The following is an 18,673-nucleotide window of genomic DNA, read 5'->3' as shown; positions in this document are numbered from 1 at the left end:
CGGTCAGCCGCGTGTCGGGCGGCGCTGCGGACGCAGCGTGGTGACACCGTCGGCGAGGCGCCGGGTGGTGATCAGAAAGGCGGTGTGGCCTTGCATTTTGTGTTCCGGACGGACCGCCAGGCCCACGGCACTCCAGTCACGGACCAGCGATTCCCACGCCCGGGGCTCAGTCCAGCACTCCTGCTCGCGCACGGCCTCGATGATCCGCGACAACTGAGTGACTGTTGCCACATAGATGATCAGCACCCCGCCCGGGGTGATCGCCCGCCGGACGACGTCGAGGGGCTCCCACGGGGCCAGCATGTCGAGGACGATGCGGTCGTAGCGACGCCCCTCGGCGAGGTTCTCCACGTCGAGATGAGCCAGGTCGTCGACCACGAGGTCCCAGTTGTCCGGATGACCCGAGAAGAAGGTGTCGACGTTGCGGACCGCATGCTCGGCGTGATCGTCGCGGACCTCGTAGGAGGTCACGCTGCCCCCGGGTCCGACCGCGCGCAGGAGTGAGCAGGTCAGGGCACCGGATCCGGCGCCCGCCTCGAGGACCCGCGCACCCGGGAAGATGTCCCCCTCGGTGACGATCTGGGCGGCATCCTTCGGATAGATGACCTGTGCGCCGCGCGGCATCGACAGGACGTAGTCGACGAGCAGGGGGCGCAGCGCGAGGTACTGGGTGCCACTCGTCGCGGAGACGATGCTGCCCTCGGGCGCACCGATGAGGTCATCGTGCGCGATCGCGCCGCGATGGGTGTGGAAGAGCTTTCCCGCCTCGAGGTGGACGGTGAACTTCCGTCCCTTGGCGTCGGTCAGCTGTACGCGGTCACCCACGTCGAACGGGCCGGTGGTCGGCATCGGGTGATCGGGTCCTTCCGGCGGGGTCAGGGGTGTCGATCCCCGAACCTGTCACTGTTGCGACCTACCCTGCCATTTGTGAGTACGACGATGGACGCTGGGGCCGCTCCCGCCAACGTCGAGCGGTCGGGTACGGCAGCGCCGAACCGACCGACGACGGCTCCGGCGGCGACGAATCGGACCGCGACGGATCCGGCGAGTACGTCAGCGGGTCGGGGTCTGGTGGGTCGGCCGCTGGCGTTGTCGCCGTCGCGGGCCGCCGACTTCAAGCAATGTCCTCTGCTGTACCGGTATCGCGCGATCGACCGTTTCCCGGAGACTCCGACGACGGCCCAGACCCGCGGCACCGTCGTGCACGCAGCCTTGGAGAACCTCTTCGACATGCCCGCCGAACTCCGGACACGGGAGTCGGCCGATCTCCTCGTCGAGGGGGCCTGGGCGGCGATGTGTGAGGCCGACCCGCACCTGGCGGACATCGTCGACGGGCATCCCGAGCGACTGCTCGCGGAGGCCCACAAACTCATCGCGACCTACTACACGATGGAGAACCCGACGGCCTTCGACGCGGATTCCTGCGAGGAGCATGTCGAGATCGACATGGACAATGTGCTCATGCGAGGGTTCATCGACCGCATCGACGTCGCCCCGACCGGCGAGGTGCGGGTCGTCGACTACAAGACGGGACGATCGCCGGGCGAGGCCTACGAGGCGAAGGCACTGTTCCAGATGAAGTTCTACGCCCTCGCCATCCTTCGCCTCCGCGGCGTGGTCCCGGCGCGGCTGCAGCTGATGTACCTCTCCGACGGTCAGCAACTGACCTACGCGCCCGACCGCGAGGAGCTCGACCGGTTCGGCCGGACCCTCAAGGCGATCTGGACGGCGATCCGGGCCGCCGTGGCCACCGGCGACTTCCGCCCGAAGACGTCCCGACTCTGCGGTTCCTGCGAGCACAAGGCACGCTGCCCCGAGTTCGGCGGCGAGATCCCGCCCTACCCAGGGCCACCGCCGGGCTTCCTCGGCTAAGGGAAGTCCTGCACGCCGCGGTCCGTTCCATCGGCTCCGCGGTCCACGCGCCACATCCCGGAGTTCTACCCCCGGACCAGGCGACTATGACGGTAGGCATACGGTGCTGTCGTGGAGAGTTGCTATTACGTCCCGATCGATCGGCCGGCCACCGAACACGACGCGGGGTACGAATACTTCCAACCGACCGAGGCGACGCAGAGCGTGTGGGCATCCACCATGCAGCACGGTGGCCCCCCATCGGGACTGATGATGCGATCGCTCCTGAGATGCGACCCCTCCCCCGCGCAACGCTTCACCCGGGTCACGACCGAGATCCTCGGACCGATCGGGTTGGACGTGAATCGGCTGCGCACCCAGGTGATCCGTCCGGGACGCCAGATCAGTCTGGTCGGCACCGATCTGGAGGTCGCCCAGGCGGACGGATCGTTCCGGCTCGCCGCCCGATCGGTGGGCTGGCGGTTGCGCACCGCCGACACCACGCAGGTGGCGCACGAGCCGGAGCCGCTGCGTCCGGGACCCGCGGATCTGACACCGGTGACGGGTGTCACCGAGAGCGACGACCTCGGTGTCGACTGGGGTACAGTCGGTTTCATCGGTTCCATCGAATCGGCGGCCATTCCGGGGCGCGTCGGCGACACGCCGGCGGTGTGGGTGCGTCCGGCGATCTCCCTGGTGGGCGGCGAGCAGATCACGGATCTGGAGTCGATCTTCACCGTCATCGACATCGCCAACGGGCTGGGCACCCGGTTGCACACGGATCAGTGGACGTGGATGAACACCGACACCACGGTGCACCTGACCCGGACACCGCGCGGCCCGTGGGTGGGCATCGACGCCGACATGGTCCAAGGCCCCGAGGGCTTCGGTGCGACCTTCGCCGACCTCTACGATGCCGGTGGTTTCATCGGGCGTTCGGCGCAGACGGTCCTGCTGGCCGAACGTTGACACCGGCGCCGCCGGTATGGTCGTCCGGTCAGAACCGGCAGGACCGGATGTCGGTGGCCAGGATCGCCTTGGCGCCCAGCTCCGACAACTCGTCCATCAGGCTCTGGTGGATCTTGCGGGGAACCATGGCGCGCACCGCGACCCAGTCCGGATCGGCCATCGGCGCCACGGTCGGCGATTCGAGACCCGGCGTGAGTTTCGAGGCCTCCTCGAGCAGAGTGCGCGGGCAGTCGTAGTCGATCATCACATACTGCTGACCGAACACGACGCCCTGCACACGCGCGATGAACTGCCGCGCGGCCTTGCTCTGTTCGACACCCTGCTGAGAGATCAGCACGGCCTCGGAGTCACACAGCGAGTCACCGAACGCGGTGAGGCCATGAGCTCGCAGAGTCCGCCCGGAGCCGACGACGTCGGCGATCGCGTCGGCGACGCCGAGCTGGATCGATATCTCGACGGCGCCGTCGAGCCGAATGATGGTGGCCTCGATACCGCGCCGATCGAGGTCGGCGCGAACCAGATTCGGATACGAGGTGGCGATACGCGTGCCGGCGAGACCGTCGACCGACCAGGTCTGATCGGCGGGGGCGGCGTAGCGGAACGTCGACGATCCGAAGCCCATGGACAGTTGTTCGTCGACCGCGGCGCCGGAGTCGAGCGCGAGGTCACGTCCGGTGATGCCGAGATCGAGGGTTCCCGCGCCGACGTAGATCGCGATGTCCTTGGGACGCAGGAAGAAGAACTCGACATCGTTGGCGTTGTCGAGGACGGTCAGGTCCTTGGCATCGGTGCGTTTGCGGTACCCGGCCTCGGCGAGGATGGTGCCCGCGGATTCGGAGAGTGCGCCCTTGTTCGGCACGGCGACTCGCAACATGGTGTGTCCTTCAGGGAGTTCGTGAGTGGGTGACGGCGTGTCCGGGACTACCCGGTCACAGATGTCGGTACACGTCCTCCAGCGACAGACCCCGCTTGATCATCATCACCTGCAGCCAGTAGACGAGCTGGGAGATCTCTTCACCGAGCGATTCGTCGGACTCGTGTTCGGCGGCCAGCCAGACCTCGCCGGCCTCCTCGATGATCTTCTTGCCGAGGGTGTGGATCCCGGAGTCGAGGGCCGCGACCGTTCCGCTGCCCGCAGGACGGTTCGCGGCCTTGTCGCCCAGTTCGGCGAACAGCTCCTCGAATGTCTTCACGATCTGTCATCTTTGCATGTCGTGGTGACCGCGGTGCTCCCCGGTCCAGGCATCGGTGAGGTCGTCCATGGTCACCCCCACCAGCGTCTCCCGGAAGCTGCGCAGGCTGCCGCGGGGAACCGGTGTCGCCGACGGGATCACGAGCGTCGGACATCCGGCGGCCGTGGCCGCGACCGTCCCGGTCGGTGAGTCCTCGACGGCCAGACACGCACCCGGGCGGACCCCGACCATCTCGGCTGCACGCAGATACAGGTCGGGCGCCGGTTTGCCGACCGCGACCTCGTCGCCACAGATGGTGGCCGTGAACCGGTGCCGTCCGAGGGTCTCGAGCGCCACCTCGGTGAGTTCGCGCACCGTGTTCGTCACGAGCACGGTCGGCAGTCCCGCCGCGGCGACGAGTTCGAGCACGTCTGCCGCACCGGGACGCCACGGCAGTCCGGCTCCGAACAGTTCGGCGACATGGTCGAGCAGCCAGCGTTCGTCGCCCCGCTCGTCCCGATCGGCCGGGGCCAGGTCGGCGGCGTAGTAGACCTTGCGCATCGCGTCGGGCAGGGAGTTCCCCAGCGTCGACTCACGCAGTTCGGCACTCATCACGATGCCGTGACGCACCGCGAGGTCAGCCATCGCGATGTCCCAGAGGGGTTCGGAGTCGAGCAGTGTGCCGTCCATGTCCCAGAGGACGGCGGCGGGAGCGAGCGGTGCGGGTGCGGTCACCCCTGCATCATCGCAACCGCACGATCGGTCGTCTCGTCCGCCGGGTAGAACAGCTCGATGGTCATCTCCTCGAGCGTGATGTCGCGCGGGGTGCCGAAGGTGGTGAGGGTGGTGAAGAACGACAGCCGGCGATCTCCGAGGAGCAGTTCGAACGGCACGAGGAGAGCCGGTTCGGTCGACCGCCTCGATGTGGTCGCCGCCGTCCGCCGATCGAGATCGGCCACGGTCTCGTACTCGCGGACCTCGCGCTCGAGGTCGATCAGACGGGGATCCCCGGTCACCCGGACGAGCCGTCGCAGGGTGTCGAGCAGGTAGCCGGCCCAGGCGTCGAAGTTCGCGGTCATGTGTGCGAATCCGTCCGGGTGCAGCGAGGCGCGGAACAGGTTGACCGGCGGACCGCGCACCTCGGAGGGCAGCAGGGCAGCGAGCTCGGACGCGGAGTCGTTGGCCAGCACCACGTTCCAGCTGCGGTCGAGAGCGAGGCCGGGATACGGATGGTGCGCGTCGAGCACTCGCTGGACCGATCGGCGGATGCGCGTCATGGCCGCCGCGTCGATCGATTTCTCGGTGTAGCGGGGTGCGTGTCCGGCCGCGAGCAGCAGCGCATTGCGTTCCCGCAACGGGATGTCGAGTCGAGTGGCCAGCGCATCGAGGAGACCGGGACTCGGAGTCGACTTACCGGTCTCGACGAAACTGAGGTGGCGGGGTGACACACCGACGTCGTAGGCGAGGTCGAGCTGGCTGATGGACCTGTGTGACCGCCACTGCCGCAACAATGTCCCCACGCCGACCGCCATGACGGTCATCGTAGTTCGCGTCGGGACTGATCTCGATGACCTCTCGGGTAGTGGATTCGCCGCTGTGCCGAGCGCATGCTGCGGACATGACGACGTCACCCACCGCCCCGTCCGTCCTGATCTCGCCGGCGATGGCCGTGCCGAGCAGGTACTACCGCCCCCTGGTGGAATGCCTGACCGATGTCGCCGGGTGCGTCGAAATCGTCTCTCGCCGCGGGATCGGCGACGGTACGCGGCGGGCGTCGCGCGGCAACGACTGGTCGTACGCCGACGAGGCCGACGATCTCGCTGCCGCGGTGCCCGCGCTCGCACCGAACGCCCGGACCGTCCGGTTCTCGTGCTCGGTCACAGCCTCGGCGCGCACCTGTGCGCGATCCTCGGACGGCGCGCGGACGGATCGGCGCCGGATGCGCTCGTCACGGTCGCCGCATCGGTGCCGTGGTTCCGGCACTATCCGCGTGGCGGGCTGGTCGAATACGCCACCGGCATCGCCGTCCCGGCCGTCACGGCTGCCGCCGGCTATTGGCCGACACCGGGTTTCGGGGCTCCGGCGCCGCGGACCCTGATGCGCGAGTGGGCCCGGATGGTCCGGACGGGGGTGACACCGTCCGACGACGGCCCGCCGATCCGGATTCCCACCTTGGCCGTCCGGTTGGGCGGCGACCGCCTGGTGACGCCCGCGGCGGCCGACCATTTCGAACGCTACGTCGACCCGGACGCGTTGTCGTCGTGGACGTACACGGTCGAGCAGTGTCCGCCGGGCGATTCGGCAGGACACGTGCAGTGGGCCCGGTCGCCCGCCGTCGTCGTCGAGCACATCGTGCGTTGGTGGGCTGGGGCTCAGGTCCCGGCCGGCCCCACCCGAGAGCCCGTGCGCGAACCGGCGCGACGCAACGTGTCGGCCACGGCGTACACCACTGCGAGCACAGCCAGCCCCATCATCGACGCGTAGATCGCCAGTTCTCCGTCGCCCCGACCCGACGTGTACCCACCGTCCCGTCCGAGGCCGGGTCCACCATGCCCACCGGCTCCACCCCCGGACGCCCCGGACCCGCCGGATCCGGCCCCGGCTCCACCTGGTCCGTCCCCGGCCGCCTGGGACATCGCCTCGCCCGCGCCGGGTCCGGCCCCGCCGCCCGGCCCAGCCATCGCCTGGCCCTGGTCCCCGGTGAGTGACGAGTGGTAGACGCCTATCGCGGCGGCCTGCACCAGGATCGGGATGAGCACGAACCGCGCGGGCAGATAGAAGCTCATGATGACCGTCAGGACCTCGGCGACGTAGAAGTACCGGTCGTGCATCGCGGGGAGGAGGAACGGCACGATCACCGACGATGCGGTCGCGACGACGAGAATCGAGGTCGGTGTCACCTCCGGGCGCCTCCACACCGACCATGCCAGAAAGAGAACGACAATGGCTGCAGCAGAGACGATTCCGAGATGGGCGAGCCATGTCGCATCCCCGTTGATCGCGATGAGCTGATAGAGGTTGGCGGCGCCGAGCGTGAGCTGTCGGTAGCTGTCGGTCTGATCGAGGTAGACCGACAACGCTGTCGGCCAGGAGGCTCCCGCGAGGACGGCCGGGACATCGAGTGCGAGATACACGGCCGGAAGGGCGAACACCGCAGACCACGGCAGGCGCCGACGGACGAGCAACCACGCGAGTACGGGCAGCACGAACACCGCCTGCAACTTGAACGAGATCGCGAGACCGAACAACACGCACGCCCACACCGAATTCCGGCGCCATGCGTCACGCTGTGCTCGCACGAGGAAGTACACGCCGCCGACGACGCACGCCGTGTAGATCGAGTCGGCCTGACCCCAGTACGAGCTGTTCGCGATCACCGAGGGCAGGAGCAGGACGGCCCCGAAAGCCGAGGCACGTGGCCAGAACCGGTCCGTTCGCAGGGCGACGATCCGGTACGCGAAGAACCCGAGGACGAGGTCGAAGGCGATCGAGATCGCCTTGATGCCCACCAGAGCCGGGATCTTGACGACGGTGAGCAGCCAGATGAGATAGAGGTACGGATAGTTGTAGTCGGCGAACCGCTCCCGGAAGGCGCCGAATCCCTGGTCGTCGAGCGTCTCGTACCAACGGCTCAGGAAGGCCCGATAGTCGAGTGTCTCCACGTCGAGAAACCACCATCGGACACCGAGGGCGACGACGACGATCACGCCGAGCACCGCCCAGCGGAGCCGACGAGGGATGGACTGACGCTGCGCACCGACGACCGGCGCGGCAGTGGCTGTGGGATCGAGAGTGGAGATGGCCGAGGACATCAGCCCACTGTCCGGCCCGAACCTGTGGTGCCGGTGTCAGCCGGCTGGGAGGTTCACGCCGATGCGTCTGCGGCTATCCGCTCCCGGGTGCGCTGTGCCGTGGCCAGCGCCCACGTCCCGGTCGACACGAATCCCACGCCGACGAGTCCGACCCCGCAGACCGCCATCAGCACCCAGGCCGGGTGGGCGGCCGAGGCGAGTCCGTCGGCCACCGGCCCGTCGATTCCCGCGAACGCGATGGCGCCGAACACCGCGACACCGAGCGAGATCCCGACCTGCCTGCTGGTGGAGGCGATGGCCGATGCGACACCGGCCTGCGCCGGAGGCATCCCCGACACGGCAGCGTTGGTGATCGGCGCATTCACCAGGCCCATCCCGATGCCCAGGAACAGGTAGGCGACACCGAGATACCACATGCTGGTGTCGTGCCCGGCCAGGGTCAGCATCAAGCCACTGACGATCACCATCGCACCCGCACCCACCATCGGCAGCCGGGCGCCGCGGTCGCCGACGAGTCGTCCCGACAACGGCGAGAAGACCGCGTTGGCGACCGCCATCGGCAGGGTCATCAGACCGGCCTCGAGCGGGCTCAGGCCCCGCACCTGCTGCAGGTACAGCGTGTTGAGGAAGAGGAATCCGCCCATCGCGCTGAAGGCGAGCACGGCACCGGCGACCGAGCTGCTGAAGGGCACGCTACGGAAGAAGCGCAGATCCAACAGTGGCTCGCGCCTGTGTGATTCGACGACGAGGAACGCGACCAACGACACCGCGGCCACCCCGAACGCGGCGACGACGGGAGCCGAACTCCAGCCGAGACCGCGCCCCTCGATGATGCCGAAGGTGAGCGTGGCGAGGAAGACCAGGACGAGCAGCTGACCGGCCGGATCGGGACGACGCGCATGTGGCGCGCGTGACTCCGGCACCAGAATCGCGGTCAGGATGCAGGCGGCCAGGCACACGGGCACGTTCAGCCAGAAGATGGCCTGCCATCCGATGCCGTCGACGAGCGCGCCGCCGACGAGTGGGCCCAGGGCCATGCTCACCCCGATCGCGGTCCCCCACATGCCGATGGCTCGCGCCCGCTCCCGTGGTTCGGTGAAGACATTGGTGATGATCGACATCGCCACCGGGTTCATCATCGCCCCACCGACGGCCTGCAGCATGCGTGCGCCGATCAGTATCTCCGGCGACACCGACAGCGAACACAGGACGGAGCCGAGCCCGAAGACGGTGAGGCCCACCTGGAACACCCGCTTGCGACCGAGCCGGTCCCCCAGCGATCCGCCGAGCATCAGCAGGCTGGCGAGTACGAGGGTGTAGGCGTCGATGACCCACTGGAGTTGAGACGCCGAGGCGCCCAGTTCCGAGCCGATGGCGGGCAGTGCGACGTTGACCCCGGAGGTGTCGATGCCGACGATGAACAGGCTCAGACAGCACGTCGCGAGGATCGCGAGCCGACGCCGCGAACCCAACTGCGACATGTCGGAGGCGGGCGCGGACACCGTGGGCGCGTTCATGATTCGGACGCCTCACGCAACGTGTCGAGCAGCGCTGCGAGCTGACGGCGCCGGTCGTCGTCGAGCGCGGCGAACATGTCCGGCGCCGCGCTCTGATCGGCGACCACCGATTCCACCACGCCACGACCCGCGTCGGTGATGGTGACGACCTTGAAGCGGCGGTCGGTGGGATGCTCCACCCGGGTGACCAGTCCTCGTTCGACGAGGTCGTTCACGATGACGCTGGTCGCCGGGGCGTCGATGCCGAGTCGTCGCGCCAGGTCGCTCTGGGTCAGGTCTTGTACCGCGATTCTCCGCAATGCGCGAAACCGGCTGAACGGCATGTCGATGCGGTCGTCGATTCGCGCGCGCGACTCCGCCGCGTGATCACGGACCAAGCTGTTCATCGCGAACCACAGCTCGGTCGCCGTCGGGACCCGGGTGGAACCCGCCGAGTCAGTTGTAGTCATACAACCATTGTACGACTACAACTGAATTGTGGCCAGCGCTGACCGGAACATCAGTGCAGGGACACCTGCGCGTCGGGCACAGGTGCGACGTCAGGTGTTGAAGTACTTCGCCTCCGGATGGTGCAACACGAACGCGTCGGTCGACTGCTCCGGATGCAACTGCAGTTCCTCGGAGAGTTCGACGCCAATCCGTTCCGGCTGCAGGAGTTCCACCATCTTCGCTCGGTCGTCGAGGTCCGGACATGCGCCGTAGCCGAAGGAGAAACGGGCACCGCGGTACTCGAGGTCGAAGAACCCCTGGGCATCTGCCGGATCCTCACCGGCGAACGACGCACCCTCGACGGTCAGTTCGCTGCGGACACGCTGATGCCAGTACTCCGCGAGCGCCTCGGTCAATTGCACACCGATACCGTGCACCTCGAGATAGTCACGGTAGGCGTCGTCGGCGAACAGCCTGTTGGCGAAATCGGCGATCGGTTGGCCCATCGTCACCAGCTGGAACGGCAAGACGTCCACCTGACCGCTCTTCTCGCACTCCTCGCGCGAGCGGATGAAGTCGGCGACGCACAGGAACCGTGGGCGTTGCTGGCGCGGGAACGTGAAGCTGTGTCGCACATCGGCATCCGGCCTCGGCTCGGTCAGCACATGAACCGTGTCACCGTCGCTGACCGCCGGGAAGTACCCGTAGACGACGGCGGCGTGCTGCAGGATGTTCTCGGTCGACAGCCGGTCGATCCAGTAGCGGAGCCGGGGGCGTCCCTCGGTGTCGACGAGCTCCTCGTACGAGGGACCCTCTCCCCCACGGGCGCCACGCAATCCCCACTGCCCCAGGAACAGTGCGCGTTCGTCGAGCAGCTGCAGGTAATCCGCGATCGGCACACCCTTGATGATCCGGGTGCCCCAGAACGGTGGCGTCGGTATCGCGTTGTCGGCGGACACATCCGAACGTGCCGGCACCTCGACCGGTGTCTCGGCCGCCTTGCGCTTCCCGGCGATCCGCTTCGACCGTTCGTGACGCGCCCGTCGTTCATCGGCCTTCTTCTTGGCGGCCAGTGCCTCCGGACTGTCGGGGTCGGGCCCTTCGCCGCGCTTGGTCGCCATGATCTCGTCCATCAGGCGCAGACCCTCGAAAGCGTCACGTGCGTAGTGCACGTCACCGTCGTAGACCTCCGCCAGGTCGTTCTCGACGTAGGTGCGGGTGAGTGCCGCACCCCCGAGCAGGACCGGGTAGCTGTCGGCGACCCCGCGACCGTTGATCTCCTCGAGGTTCTCCTTCATCACCACGGTCGACTTCACCAACAGACCCGACATGCCGATGACATCGGCGCGTTTGTCGGCGGCTGCCTCGAGGATGGTGTTGATCGGCTGCTTGATCCCGAGGTTCACCACCTCGTAACCGTTGTTGGACAGGATGATGTCGACCAGATTCTTGCCGATGTCGTGGACGTCGCCCTTCACCGTTGCGAGCACGATGCGTCCCTTGCCGTCTTCGCCGGTCGACTCCATGTGCGGTTCCAGATGCGCGACAGCGGTTTTCATCACCTCGGCCGACTGCAGCACGAAGGGCAGCTGCATCTGTCCGGAACCGAAGAGTTCGCCGACGGTCTTCATCCCCGACAGCAGTGTCTCGTTGATGATGGACAGTGGCGGCTTCTCGGTCATCGCCTCGTCGAGGTCGTCCTCGAGGCCATTGCGTTCACCGTCGACGATGCGGCGTTCGAGTCGCTCGAACAGCGGCAGCTTGGCGAGTTCGGCGGCCCGCGACTCCCGCGCCGACGCCGCCGACACCCCCTCGAACAGCTCCATCAGCCTCTGCAGCGGGTCATAGCCATCCCTTCTGCGGTCGTAGACCAGATCGAGGGCGACCTCGCGCTGCTCCTCCGGGATCCGCGCCATCGGCAGGATCTTCGACGCGTGCACGATCGCCGTGTCCAGACCCGCCTGCACGCACTCGTGCAGGAACACCGAGTTGAGCACCTGTCGTGCCGCCGGGTTCAGACCGAACGAGATGTTGGAGATGCCCAGGGTGAAATGGACCTCGGGATGGGCCTCGTGCAACCGCCGGATGGCCTCGATGGTCTCGATGCCGTCGCGGCGGACCTCCTCCTGCCCCGTGGAGATCGGGAAGGTGAGGGCATCGATGATGATGTCCTCCTCGGCGAGTCCCCAGTTGCCCGTGATGTCGCCGATGAGCCGCTCGGCGATCCGGACCTTCCAGTCCGCGGTCCGCGCCTGTCCCTCCTCGTCGATGGTCAGCGCAACGACAGCGGCGCCGTGTTCGACGACCAGCTGCATGATGCGGGTGAACCGGGAATCCGGCCCGTCGCCGTCCTCGTAGTTGACCGAGTTGACCGCGCAGCGCCCACCGAGCGCTTCCAGTCCGGCGCGAATGACCGCGGGCTCGGTGGAGTCCAGCATGATCGGCAACGTCGACGACGTCGCGAAGCGCGTCGCCAGTGCCGTCATGTCGACCGCACCGTCGCGGCCCACGTAGTCGACGTTGAGGTCGAGCATGTGGGCGCCATCGCGGGTCTGGTCCTTCGCGATGTCCAGGCACCGCTGATAGTCCTCGGCGATCATCGCCTCGCGGAACGCCTTGGAGCCGTTGGTGTTCGTCCGCTCCCCGATCACCAGGAAGCTGGAGTCCTGGTCGAACGGTACCGCGCTGTAGAGCGACGACGTCTCGGAGACGTGTTCGGGGCGTCGCGACGCCGGGGTGACCTCGGCGATCCGGTCGGCCACCTGCCGGATGTGTTCCGGCGTGGTGCCGCAGCACCCGCCGACGAAGGACAGCCCGAAATCGGACACGAAATCGCCGAGCGCCGTGGCCAATTCGTCCGGTCGGAGCGGGTACTCGGCACCGCTGGGCCCGAGGACGGGAAGTCCGGCGTTGGGCATCACCGAGACCGGGATCCGCGCGTGCTTGGAGAGGTACCGCAGATGCTCGCTCATCTCGGCGGGGCCGGTCGCGCAGTTCAGACCGATCAGGTCCACGCCCAACGGTTCGATCGCGGCCAGCGCCGCACCGATCTCCGAGCCGAGCAGCATCGTGCCCGTCGTCTCCACCGTCACGTGACTGATGATCGGGATGTGCCGGCCCAGTTCGGCCATCGCCCGGCGGGCCGCGACGATCGCGGCCTTCACCTGCAACAGATCCTGGGAGGTCTCCACCAGGATCGCGTCGGCACCACCGTCGAGCATGCCGGCCACGCACTCGAAGTAGGCGTCGCGGATGACCTCGAACGTCGTGTGCCCGAGGCTGGGCAGCTTGGTGCCCGGACCGATCGAACCCAGCACGAAGCGTGCCGTCCCATCCGCGGTCGGACCCGTCTCGTCGGCGACGCCGCGGGCGATCCCGGTGCCCTTGTAGGCGAGTTCGCGGATCCGGTCGGCGATGTCGTAATCACCGAGATTCGACAGGTTGCACCCGAAGGTGTTGGTCTCGACCGCATCCGCGCCGGCCTCGAAGTAGGCGCGATGGATGTCGGCGAGCACGTCGGGGCGGGTGTCGTTGAGGATCTCGTTGCAGCCCTCGAGACCGTTGAAGTCGTCGAGCGTGAGGTCGGCCGCCTGCAACATGGTGCCCATGGCACCGTCGCCGATCAGCACGCGACGCGACATCGCCGTGAGGAATGTCGTGTCGTAATCGGCCGGGGGCGCATGGTGCGGCAGGCCGGAGTCCTGGTCGGTGGCACGGGTGGACATGGTTGACAGCGTAGTTCGCCCTCTCTCGGGGTTCGGTCGTAGGCTGGTTCAGTGAACGCTGAGCAGAGGTCGAACCTTCCCCAGCTGCGCAGGCCGGTTCTGTTGGCCGCATTCGAGGGGTGGAACGACGCCGGGGACGCGGCGAGCAGTGCCGTCGAGCACCTGGCCCTCACCTGGGACGCCGTCCCCCTGGCCGACATCGACTCCGACGACTACTACGACTTCCAGGTGAACCGGCCCACCGTGAAGCAGATCGACGGTGTGACCCGCCGGATCGACTGGCCGACCACGTCCATCTCGTATTGCACCCCCCAGGGTGCGGACCGTGACATCGTACTCGTCCGCGGTATCGAGCCGAACATGCGTTGGCGTGGCTTCTGCGCCGAGATCGTCGACCTTGCGCGGGACCTGGACGTCGAGACGACGGTGATGCTCGGTGCGCTGCTCGCCGACACCCCGCACACGCGTCCCGTCCCGGTGACGGGCACCGCGTACAGCAGTGAGTCCGCGGCGCGGTTCAACCTCGCCGAGAGCCGCTACGAGGGTCCGACGGGGATCACCGGGGTGTTGCAGGATCTGTTCGTGCAGGCCGGACTGCCCGCTGTGTCGTTCTGGGCGGCGGTACCGCACTACGTGTCGACCCCGCCGAACCCGAAGGCCACCGTCGCCCTGCTCAACCGGGTCGAGGAGGTCCTCGACATCGAGGTGCCGCTCGGCACCTTGCCGGAACAGGCCGAGGAATGGGAGCGGGCGGTCACCGAGATGACCGAGGACGACGAGGAGATCGCGGAGTACGTCCGCGGGCTCGAGGAGCGCGGGGACGCCGAACTCGATGCCGACGAGGTGATGGCGAAGATCGACGGGGACGCCCTCGCGGCCGAGTTCGAGCGCTATCTGAAACGCCGGGGTCCCGGCGACGCCGGACGGGGGCCGGGATCGTTCGGGAGCTGACCGCGGGTCGGGCACGGCGGCGGGTTCGACGGCGGCGCGCTCGGAGAACGCGTGGGGTGGAGCCTCAGCCGATCCGCTCGATCGACACGACGGGCGTGGTGATGCGCCAGGTCCGGACGTCCGGATCGTCGGCCGCGCGGACCCAGAACTGCGCGGACTCACCGACGCGGCAGGACTTCACACCGAGCAGCGGGATGTCCTCGGAGTCGCGGCGCAGACGGCTCACCGCCCACTCCTCGCTCTCGGTCCCGCCCACGCCGGGCGCCCGGAGCAACGTCATCTCGTCGAAGTCCAGCAGATAGGTCGACGTTCGGGTGACCACCGTCCATACCCCGGCGGTGGTGTCTGGGTCGATGTGCTGCGTGCGTGCCACGGGAGAACTGTACCGAGACCGTTCCGGACAGAACGGGCGGAGTCACCGCGAGGCGAGTTCGACTCCCAGCAGGGCGTCGACGGCCTGCGAGATCTCGTGAGGCGCCGTGTCCGACCGGCCGATACCCGCCTCGACGTCGCGACACCAGCCATCGATCGCATCGAGGGCCTTCGGGGTGTCGAGATCGTCGGCGAGGTGTTCACGGACCCGCGCGATGACCGGCGCGGCATCGGGACCGGCGGGCGCCGAGGTCGCCGCTCGCCAGCGGTCGAGGCGGGTGCGCGCGTCGTCGAGGATGGCGTCGGTCCACATCCGGTCGGCCCGGTAGTGCGACGACAGCAGGGCCAGACGGATGGCCGCCGGATCCACTCCGTCGCGCCGCAGTACGGAGACGAAGACGAGATTGCCCCGACTCTTCGACATCTTCTCACCGTCCAGACCGACCATGCCGGTGTGGACGTAGTGACGGGCGAAGCGCCGCGAATCGGTCAACGCCTCACCATGTGCTGCCGAGAACTCGTGATGAGGGAAGATCAGATCGTTGCCGCCGCCCTGGATGTCGAACTCGACGCCGAGTCGGTTGAGGGCGATGGCCGAGCACTCGATGTGCCACCCCGGTCTGCCCGGTCCCTGCGGCGACTCCCATGACGGTTCGCCGTCGCGGGCGGCTCGCCACAGCAGTGCGTCGAGGGGATCGCGCTTGCCCGGTCGATCGGGGTCGCCGCCCCGCTCGGCGAAGAACCGCTCCATGGTCGCCCGGTCATAGCCGGACTCGTAGCCGAACTGCTCGGTCGCATCGGTGCGGAAGTAGACATCGGGGAACTCGGGATCGTCGACGACGTAGGCGGCACCCGATGCGAGGAGCTTGCCGACCACCTCGATGACCTCGCCCACGGACTCGATCGCACCGATGTAATCACGAGGCGGCAGCACCCGCAGGGCCGCCATGTCGTCGCGGAACAGTTGGGTCTCGCGGGCGCCGAGATCCTGCCAGTCGACACCGTCGCGCTCCGCCCGTTCGAACAGCGGATCGTCGACGTCGGTGACGTTCTGCACGTAGTGAACGTCGTGGCCGAGGTCGCGCAGCACCCGGTTGACGACATCGAACGTGACATAGGTGGCGGCATGCCCCAGGTGTGTCGCGTCGTACGGGGTGATCCCGCAGACGTACATCGTGGCGGTCGCACCGGGGCTGACGGGACGTACCTGTGCGTCGGAGGTATCGAAGAGGCGGAGTGCCGGCCCGGTACCCGGTACGGCCGGGAGGGCGGGGTCAGGCCAAGACTGCATGGGTCCACTGTATGGCCCGCTCTGTGGACGATCGCGCGGGGACCGTCCACCCATGACTGTCACACAGCTGCCTTACGCGGGCCCCGGGCCGGAGGGATGATCCGACAGAGACAGAGGGAGATCAGAAGGGCGGCCACGGGATGGGTCGATGGCCCGGCGTCATCGGCATCCGGGACGTGGTCACCAGATCGTCCACCCGTTCGGCCAGGGCGAGGACCTCGTCCTCGGTGATATGGCCCGACAGTTCCTCGGCCAGCGGATGACCCGGCGCGACGAGATGCTCGCCGAGCTCGACGAGGTCGGCCAGCAGATGGGCCGGGATCTGCTCTCCCGCCCAGCCCCAGAGCACGGTGCGCAGCTTGTCGTCGGGATGCAGGCAGATGCCGTGATCGACGCCGTAGACACCGCCGTCGAGTCCTTCGAGCACATGCCCGCCCTTACGGTCGGCGTTGTTCAACACGACGTCGAGCACGGCCATCCGCTGCAGTCGTGGGTCGTCGGCATGCACGAGTACCACCGGTTCCCCGCCGGCGTCGATGGCCCGCAGGATGGCCTTGTAGCCGACCGGGACGGTGTCGGCGGGACACAGATCGACGAGTTCGATCCGCGGTGACGGTAATTCCGTGGCGCCGCCGACATGGACCGGGTGCTCCTCGTTGTCGGCGGTGTCGACCCAGCGCTGGACCATGCCCGGCCCGAGCGGGCCGTCGCGCAGCACGGTCGTCGGGATGACCGACCACCCCAGCGCCTCGGAGACGAGGTAGGACGCGACCTCGCGACCGGCCAGTGTGCCGTCCGGGAAGTCCCACAGCGGAACCTCACCGCGCACGGGTTTGTACACGCACCGCACCTCGGTCTCCCCGAGCACGGCGTCGCAGACCAGCGTGGCATTGCTCGCGGACGGGATGCGCCCGATGATGACCAGCTCCCCGGTGCGCAGCGCGTCGGTTCGGCCGTCCCCGGAACCGCGCCGGTCGTCGGAATCCCGCGGTGCGTCGGCCGATGGGCCGGACCCGGGAGCGGACGGTTCGCCGACGGTCACATCAGTCCTGCGACGAGCCGGGCTCGGTGTCATCCCCGGACTCGGGACCGTGCTCGGTCCCCTCCGATCCGGGGTCGGGCTCCGGGTCGAGGTATCCGGTGTCGTCCTGCATGGCGGTGAGGTTGCGGAACACCTCCGGGTCGACGAAGTCGAGCGACTTGCTCAACTCGGCCTCCCGCTTGTAGCCGTTGGTACGGACACACAGGTGACCATCCGGATCGAGCGGCTCGTGGCACAGCGGGCACGGCGGACGGCCCGCGGAGATCACCCGCGAGGACCGTGCCGCGAACTCCCGGGCGGCCTCGGTGGTGAGGAACACCCGCACCGCGTCCGGTCCCTCATCTGTGTCGTCGAGCACCACGCTCTCGTCGAATTCGCCCTCGGTGATCGCGAGGAGTTCCACGACGACCGCCTCGGACTCGGCGTCCCAGCCCAGCCCCATCGTGCCCACCCGGAACTCGGCATCCACCGGCATGACCAGCGGGCTCAGATCACCCACCCGATCGTCCTCCGGAGGGATCGGCGTGCCGAACCGGCGATGGATCTCCTCGAGCAATGCGCCGATGCGATCGGCGAGGATCGCCACCTGCTGCTTTTCGAGGAGCACGCTGACGATCCGGGTCTCGTGTACGGCCTGGAGGTAGAACGTCCGGTCCCCCGGCTGGCCGACCGTGCCGGCGACGAACCGATCCGGGGTCCGGAACACGTGTATCGCGCGAGACATCACACCTCCTTGTCTGTTCGGTCCATTATCCGCGTGCGAGTGGGGTGGCCGCAGTCCGGACACCGCGATCACGGTCGTCGACTCCCGTCGATCCGCCGACGACGGCGTCGTCGGCGGACGCGTCCCCGTCGCTGTCCGGGGCGGTCTGCGCCGGCTTCTCTTTGTGCGGCGGCGGCACCGACAGCACCGCCGTGCTGTTGATGGTGTGTACGTAGGGTCGCGTGGCGCTGTAGCGGATGACGCTGACCGATGCCGGCTCGACGACGATCCTCTGGAACGAGTCGAGGTGCATACCCATCGCGTCGGCGATGATCGCCTTGATGACGTCACCGTGCGAGCAGGCCACCCAGACGCCGCTGCCGTCCTCGCCGCCGAAACGACGATCGAGGTCACGAACGGCGGTGACCGCCCGCGCCTGGACGTTCGCCAGTCCCTCCCCGTCCGGGAAGACGGCGGCAGAGGGATGCTGCTGGACCGTCTTCCACAGGGGCTCCTTCAGCAGGTCCTTGATCGGCCGGTTGGTCCATGCGCCGTAGTCGACCTCGGCCAGCGCGTCCACCACGAGTTCGGGGACGTCGCGATCGGGGTCGGCGTCGAGAGCGGCCATCAGCGGGGCCACGGTCTGCGCACAGCGGTCCAGCGGCGAGCGGGCGACGGCGCTGATCTCGCCGATGCACACCCCGAGCCGCTCGAGCAGTGCCGATGCCTGCTCCTGCCCCTTCTCGTCGAGCGAGACCCCGGGGGTCCGGCCGGCGAGCACACCCGACGTGTTGGCCGTGGAACGTCCGTGCCGCACCAAAATCACGGTCATGGGTCCA

Annotated in this window: 18 protein-coding genes; 4 read left to right on the top strand and 14 right to left on the bottom strand. The window is 68.0% G+C overall.

Annotated elements, in window-relative coordinates:
• Nucleotides 1-3: 3 nt before the first annotated feature.
• The gene (locus tag QSJ19_RS11140; RefSeq protein ID WP_286320399.1) at nucleotides 4-849 is read right to left on the bottom strand and encodes a tRNA (adenine-N1)-methyltransferase; all 846 of its coding nucleotides are present in this window, start codon (nucleotides 847-849) and stop codon (nucleotides 4-6) included.
• A gap of 78 nt (nucleotides 850-927) precedes the next feature.
• Here QSJ19_RS11140 and QSJ19_RS11135 point away from each other — a divergent pair, with 78 nt between their 5' ends.
• Both QSJ19_RS11135 and QSJ19_RS11130 read left to right on the top strand, forming a co-directional pair.
• Nucleotides 928-1,872, top strand: a complete 945-nt coding sequence (locus QSJ19_RS11135) for a RecB family exonuclease (RefSeq protein ID WP_286320398.1) — start codon at nucleotides 928-930, stop codon at nucleotides 1,870-1,872.
• A 111-nt stretch (nucleotides 1,873-1,983) separates the two neighbouring features.
• Nucleotides 1,984-2,820 carry a thioesterase family protein gene (locus QSJ19_RS11130; protein WP_286320397.1) on the top strand — a complete coding sequence of 279 codons (837 nt, stop codon included), beginning with the start codon at nucleotides 1,984-1,986 and terminating at the stop codon, nucleotides 2,818-2,820.
• Between the two features lie 28 nt (nucleotides 2,821-2,848).
• Here the strand turns inward: QSJ19_RS11130 and hisG are convergent, their stop codons facing one another.
• Genes hisG through QSJ19_RS11110 form a run of 4 tightly spaced genes read right to left on the bottom strand, consistent with a single transcriptional unit; the run spans nucleotide 2,849 to nucleotide 5,524 of the window.
• Nucleotides 2,849-3,694, bottom strand: coding sequence for an ATP phosphoribosyltransferase (hisG, locus tag QSJ19_RS11125; RefSeq protein ID WP_286320396.1), 846 nt, complete (start codon nucleotides 3,692-3,694; stop codon nucleotides 2,849-2,851).
• A 55-nt stretch (nucleotides 3,695-3,749) separates the two neighbouring features.
• Nucleotides 3,750-4,013, bottom strand: coding sequence for a phosphoribosyl-ATP diphosphatase (locus QSJ19_RS11120; RefSeq protein WP_187582458.1), 264 nt, complete (start codon nucleotides 4,011-4,013; stop codon nucleotides 3,750-3,752).
• Between the two features lie 6 nt (nucleotides 4,014-4,019).
• Complete coding sequence (locus QSJ19_RS11115; protein WP_286320394.1) at nucleotides 4,020-4,727, bottom strand: HAD family hydrolase; 708 nt, start codon at nucleotides 4,725-4,727, stop codon at nucleotides 4,020-4,022.
• Complete coding sequence (locus QSJ19_RS11110; RefSeq protein WP_286320393.1) at nucleotides 4,724-5,524, bottom strand: helix-turn-helix transcriptional regulator; 801 nt, start codon at nucleotides 5,522-5,524, stop codon at nucleotides 4,724-4,726. Before QSJ19_RS11110 ends, QSJ19_RS11115 begins: the two co-directional genes overlap by 4 nt.
• A gap of 337 nt (nucleotides 5,525-5,861) precedes the next feature.
• On the opposite strand from QSJ19_RS11110, the gene QSJ19_RS11105 reads away from it, so the two are divergent.
• On the top strand, nucleotides 5,862-6,476 hold the full coding sequence (locus QSJ19_RS11105) for a hypothetical protein (protein WP_286320391.1): 615 nt from the start codon (nucleotides 5,862-5,864) through the stop codon (nucleotides 6,474-6,476).
• Here QSJ19_RS11105 and QSJ19_RS11100 read toward each other — a convergent pair.
• The 4 genes from QSJ19_RS11100 to metH form a co-directional block, all read right to left on the bottom strand.
• Nucleotides 6,365-7,804, bottom strand: a complete 1,440-nt coding sequence (locus QSJ19_RS11100) for a glycosyltransferase 87 family protein (RefSeq protein WP_286320390.1) — start codon at nucleotides 7,802-7,804, stop codon at nucleotides 6,365-6,367. The genes QSJ19_RS11105 and QSJ19_RS11100 overlap by 112 nt on opposite strands.
• Nucleotides 7,805-7,857: 53 nt before the next feature.
• The gene (locus tag QSJ19_RS11095; protein WP_286320388.1) at nucleotides 7,858-9,321 is read right to left on the bottom strand and encodes an MFS transporter; all 1,464 of its coding nucleotides are present in this window, start codon (nucleotides 9,319-9,321) and stop codon (nucleotides 7,858-7,860) included.
• The gene (locus QSJ19_RS11090) at nucleotides 9,318-9,770 is read right to left on the bottom strand and encodes a MarR family winged helix-turn-helix transcriptional regulator (RefSeq protein WP_286320386.1); all 453 of its coding nucleotides are present in this window, start codon (nucleotides 9,768-9,770) and stop codon (nucleotides 9,318-9,320) included. Before QSJ19_RS11090 ends, QSJ19_RS11095 begins: the two co-directional genes overlap by 4 nt.
• 90 nt (nucleotides 9,771-9,860) lie before the next feature.
• On the bottom strand, nucleotides 9,861-13,475 hold the full coding sequence (gene metH, locus QSJ19_RS11085; RefSeq protein ID WP_286320385.1) for a methionine synthase: 3,615 nt from the start codon (nucleotides 13,473-13,475) through the stop codon (nucleotides 9,861-9,863).
• Nucleotides 13,476-13,526: 51 nt separating this feature from the next.
• Between metH and QSJ19_RS11080 the strand changes: the two genes are divergently transcribed.
• A complete protein-coding gene (locus QSJ19_RS11080; protein WP_286320383.1) occupies nucleotides 13,527-14,426 on the top strand; it encodes a PAC2 family protein in 900 nt (299 codons plus the stop codon).
• A gap of 64 nt (nucleotides 14,427-14,490) precedes the next feature.
• Here the strand turns inward: QSJ19_RS11080 and QSJ19_RS11075 are convergent, their stop codons facing one another.
• From QSJ19_RS11075 to QSJ19_RS11055, 5 genes are all read right to left on the bottom strand, one after another.
• Nucleotides 14,491-14,799 (bottom strand): hypothetical protein, encoded by a 309-nt coding sequence (locus QSJ19_RS11075; protein WP_286320382.1) that lies wholly within the window; start codon nucleotides 14,797-14,799, stop codon nucleotides 14,491-14,493.
• Between the two features lie 42 nt (nucleotides 14,800-14,841).
• Nucleotides 14,842-16,089: a cysteine--1-D-myo-inosityl 2-amino-2-deoxy-alpha-D-glucopyranoside ligase gene (mshC, locus tag QSJ19_RS11070; RefSeq protein ID WP_286320381.1), complete on the bottom strand. Its 1,248-nt coding sequence runs from the start codon at nucleotides 16,087-16,089 to the stop codon at nucleotides 14,842-14,844.
• A gap of 121 nt (nucleotides 16,090-16,210) precedes the next feature.
• Complete coding sequence (locus tag QSJ19_RS11065) at nucleotides 16,211-17,131, bottom strand: SCO1664 family protein (protein ID WP_502876137.1); 921 nt, start codon at nucleotides 17,129-17,131, stop codon at nucleotides 16,211-16,213.
• Nucleotide 17,132: 1 nt separating this feature from the next.
• Nucleotides 17,133-17,855 (bottom strand): DUF3090 domain-containing protein, encoded by a 723-nt coding sequence (locus QSJ19_RS11060; protein ID WP_286320380.1) that lies wholly within the window; start codon nucleotides 17,853-17,855, stop codon nucleotides 17,133-17,135.
• A 25-nt stretch (nucleotides 17,856-17,880) separates the two neighbouring features.
• Nucleotides 17,881-18,666: an MSMEG_4193 family putative phosphomutase gene (locus tag QSJ19_RS11055; protein ID WP_286320379.1), complete on the bottom strand. Its 786-nt coding sequence runs from the start codon at nucleotides 18,664-18,666 to the stop codon at nucleotides 17,881-17,883.
• Nucleotides 18,667-18,673 lie beyond the last annotated feature (7 nt).

This window comes from Gordonia sp. ABSL11-1, assembly GCF_030315685.1.
Taxonomy (GTDB): domain Bacteria; phylum Actinomycetota; class Actinomycetes; order Mycobacteriales; family Mycobacteriaceae; genus Gordonia.
Note: the sequence above shows the minus strand (reverse complement) of the source record. Positions and strands in the feature narration are given on the sequence as shown.

Bases quoted from the DNA above. Each gene is read 5' to 3' on its own strand.
- QSJ19_RS11140 (WP_286320399.1), bottom strand. From the start codon at position 849: ATGCCGACCACCGGCCCGTTCGACGTGGGTGACCGCGTACAGCTGACC.
- hisG (WP_286320396.1), bottom strand. From the start codon at position 3,694: ATGTTGCGAGTCGCCGTGCCGAACAAGGGCGCACTCTCCGAATCCGCG.
- QSJ19_RS11110 (WP_286320393.1), bottom strand. From the start codon at position 5,524: ATGGCGGTCGGCGTGGGGACATTGTTGCGGCAGTGGCGGTCACACAGG.
- QSJ19_RS11100 (WP_286320390.1), bottom strand. From the start codon at position 7,804: ATGTCCTCGGCCATCTCCACTCTCGATCCCACAGCCACTGCCGCGCCG.
- QSJ19_RS11095 (WP_286320388.1), bottom strand. From the start codon at position 9,321: ATGAACGCGCCCACGGTGTCCGCGCCCGCCTCCGACATGTCGCAGTTG.
- QSJ19_RS11090 (WP_286320386.1), bottom strand. From the start codon at position 9,770: ATGACTACAACTGACTCGGCGGGTTCCACCCGGGTCCCGACGGCGACC.
- metH (WP_286320385.1), bottom strand. From the start codon at position 13,475: ATGTCCACCCGTGCCACCGACCAGGACTCCGGCCTGCCGCACCATGCG.
- mshC (WP_286320381.1), bottom strand. From the start codon at position 16,089: ATGCAGTCTTGGCCTGACCCCGCCCTCCCGGCCGTACCGGGTACCGGG.
- QSJ19_RS11060 (WP_286320380.1), bottom strand. From the start codon at position 17,855: ATGTCTCGCGCGATACACGTGTTCCGGACCCCGGATCGGTTCGTCGCC.
- QSJ19_RS11055 (WP_286320379.1), bottom strand. From the start codon at position 18,666: ATGACCGTGATTTTGGTGCGGCACGGACGTTCCACGGCCAACACGTCG.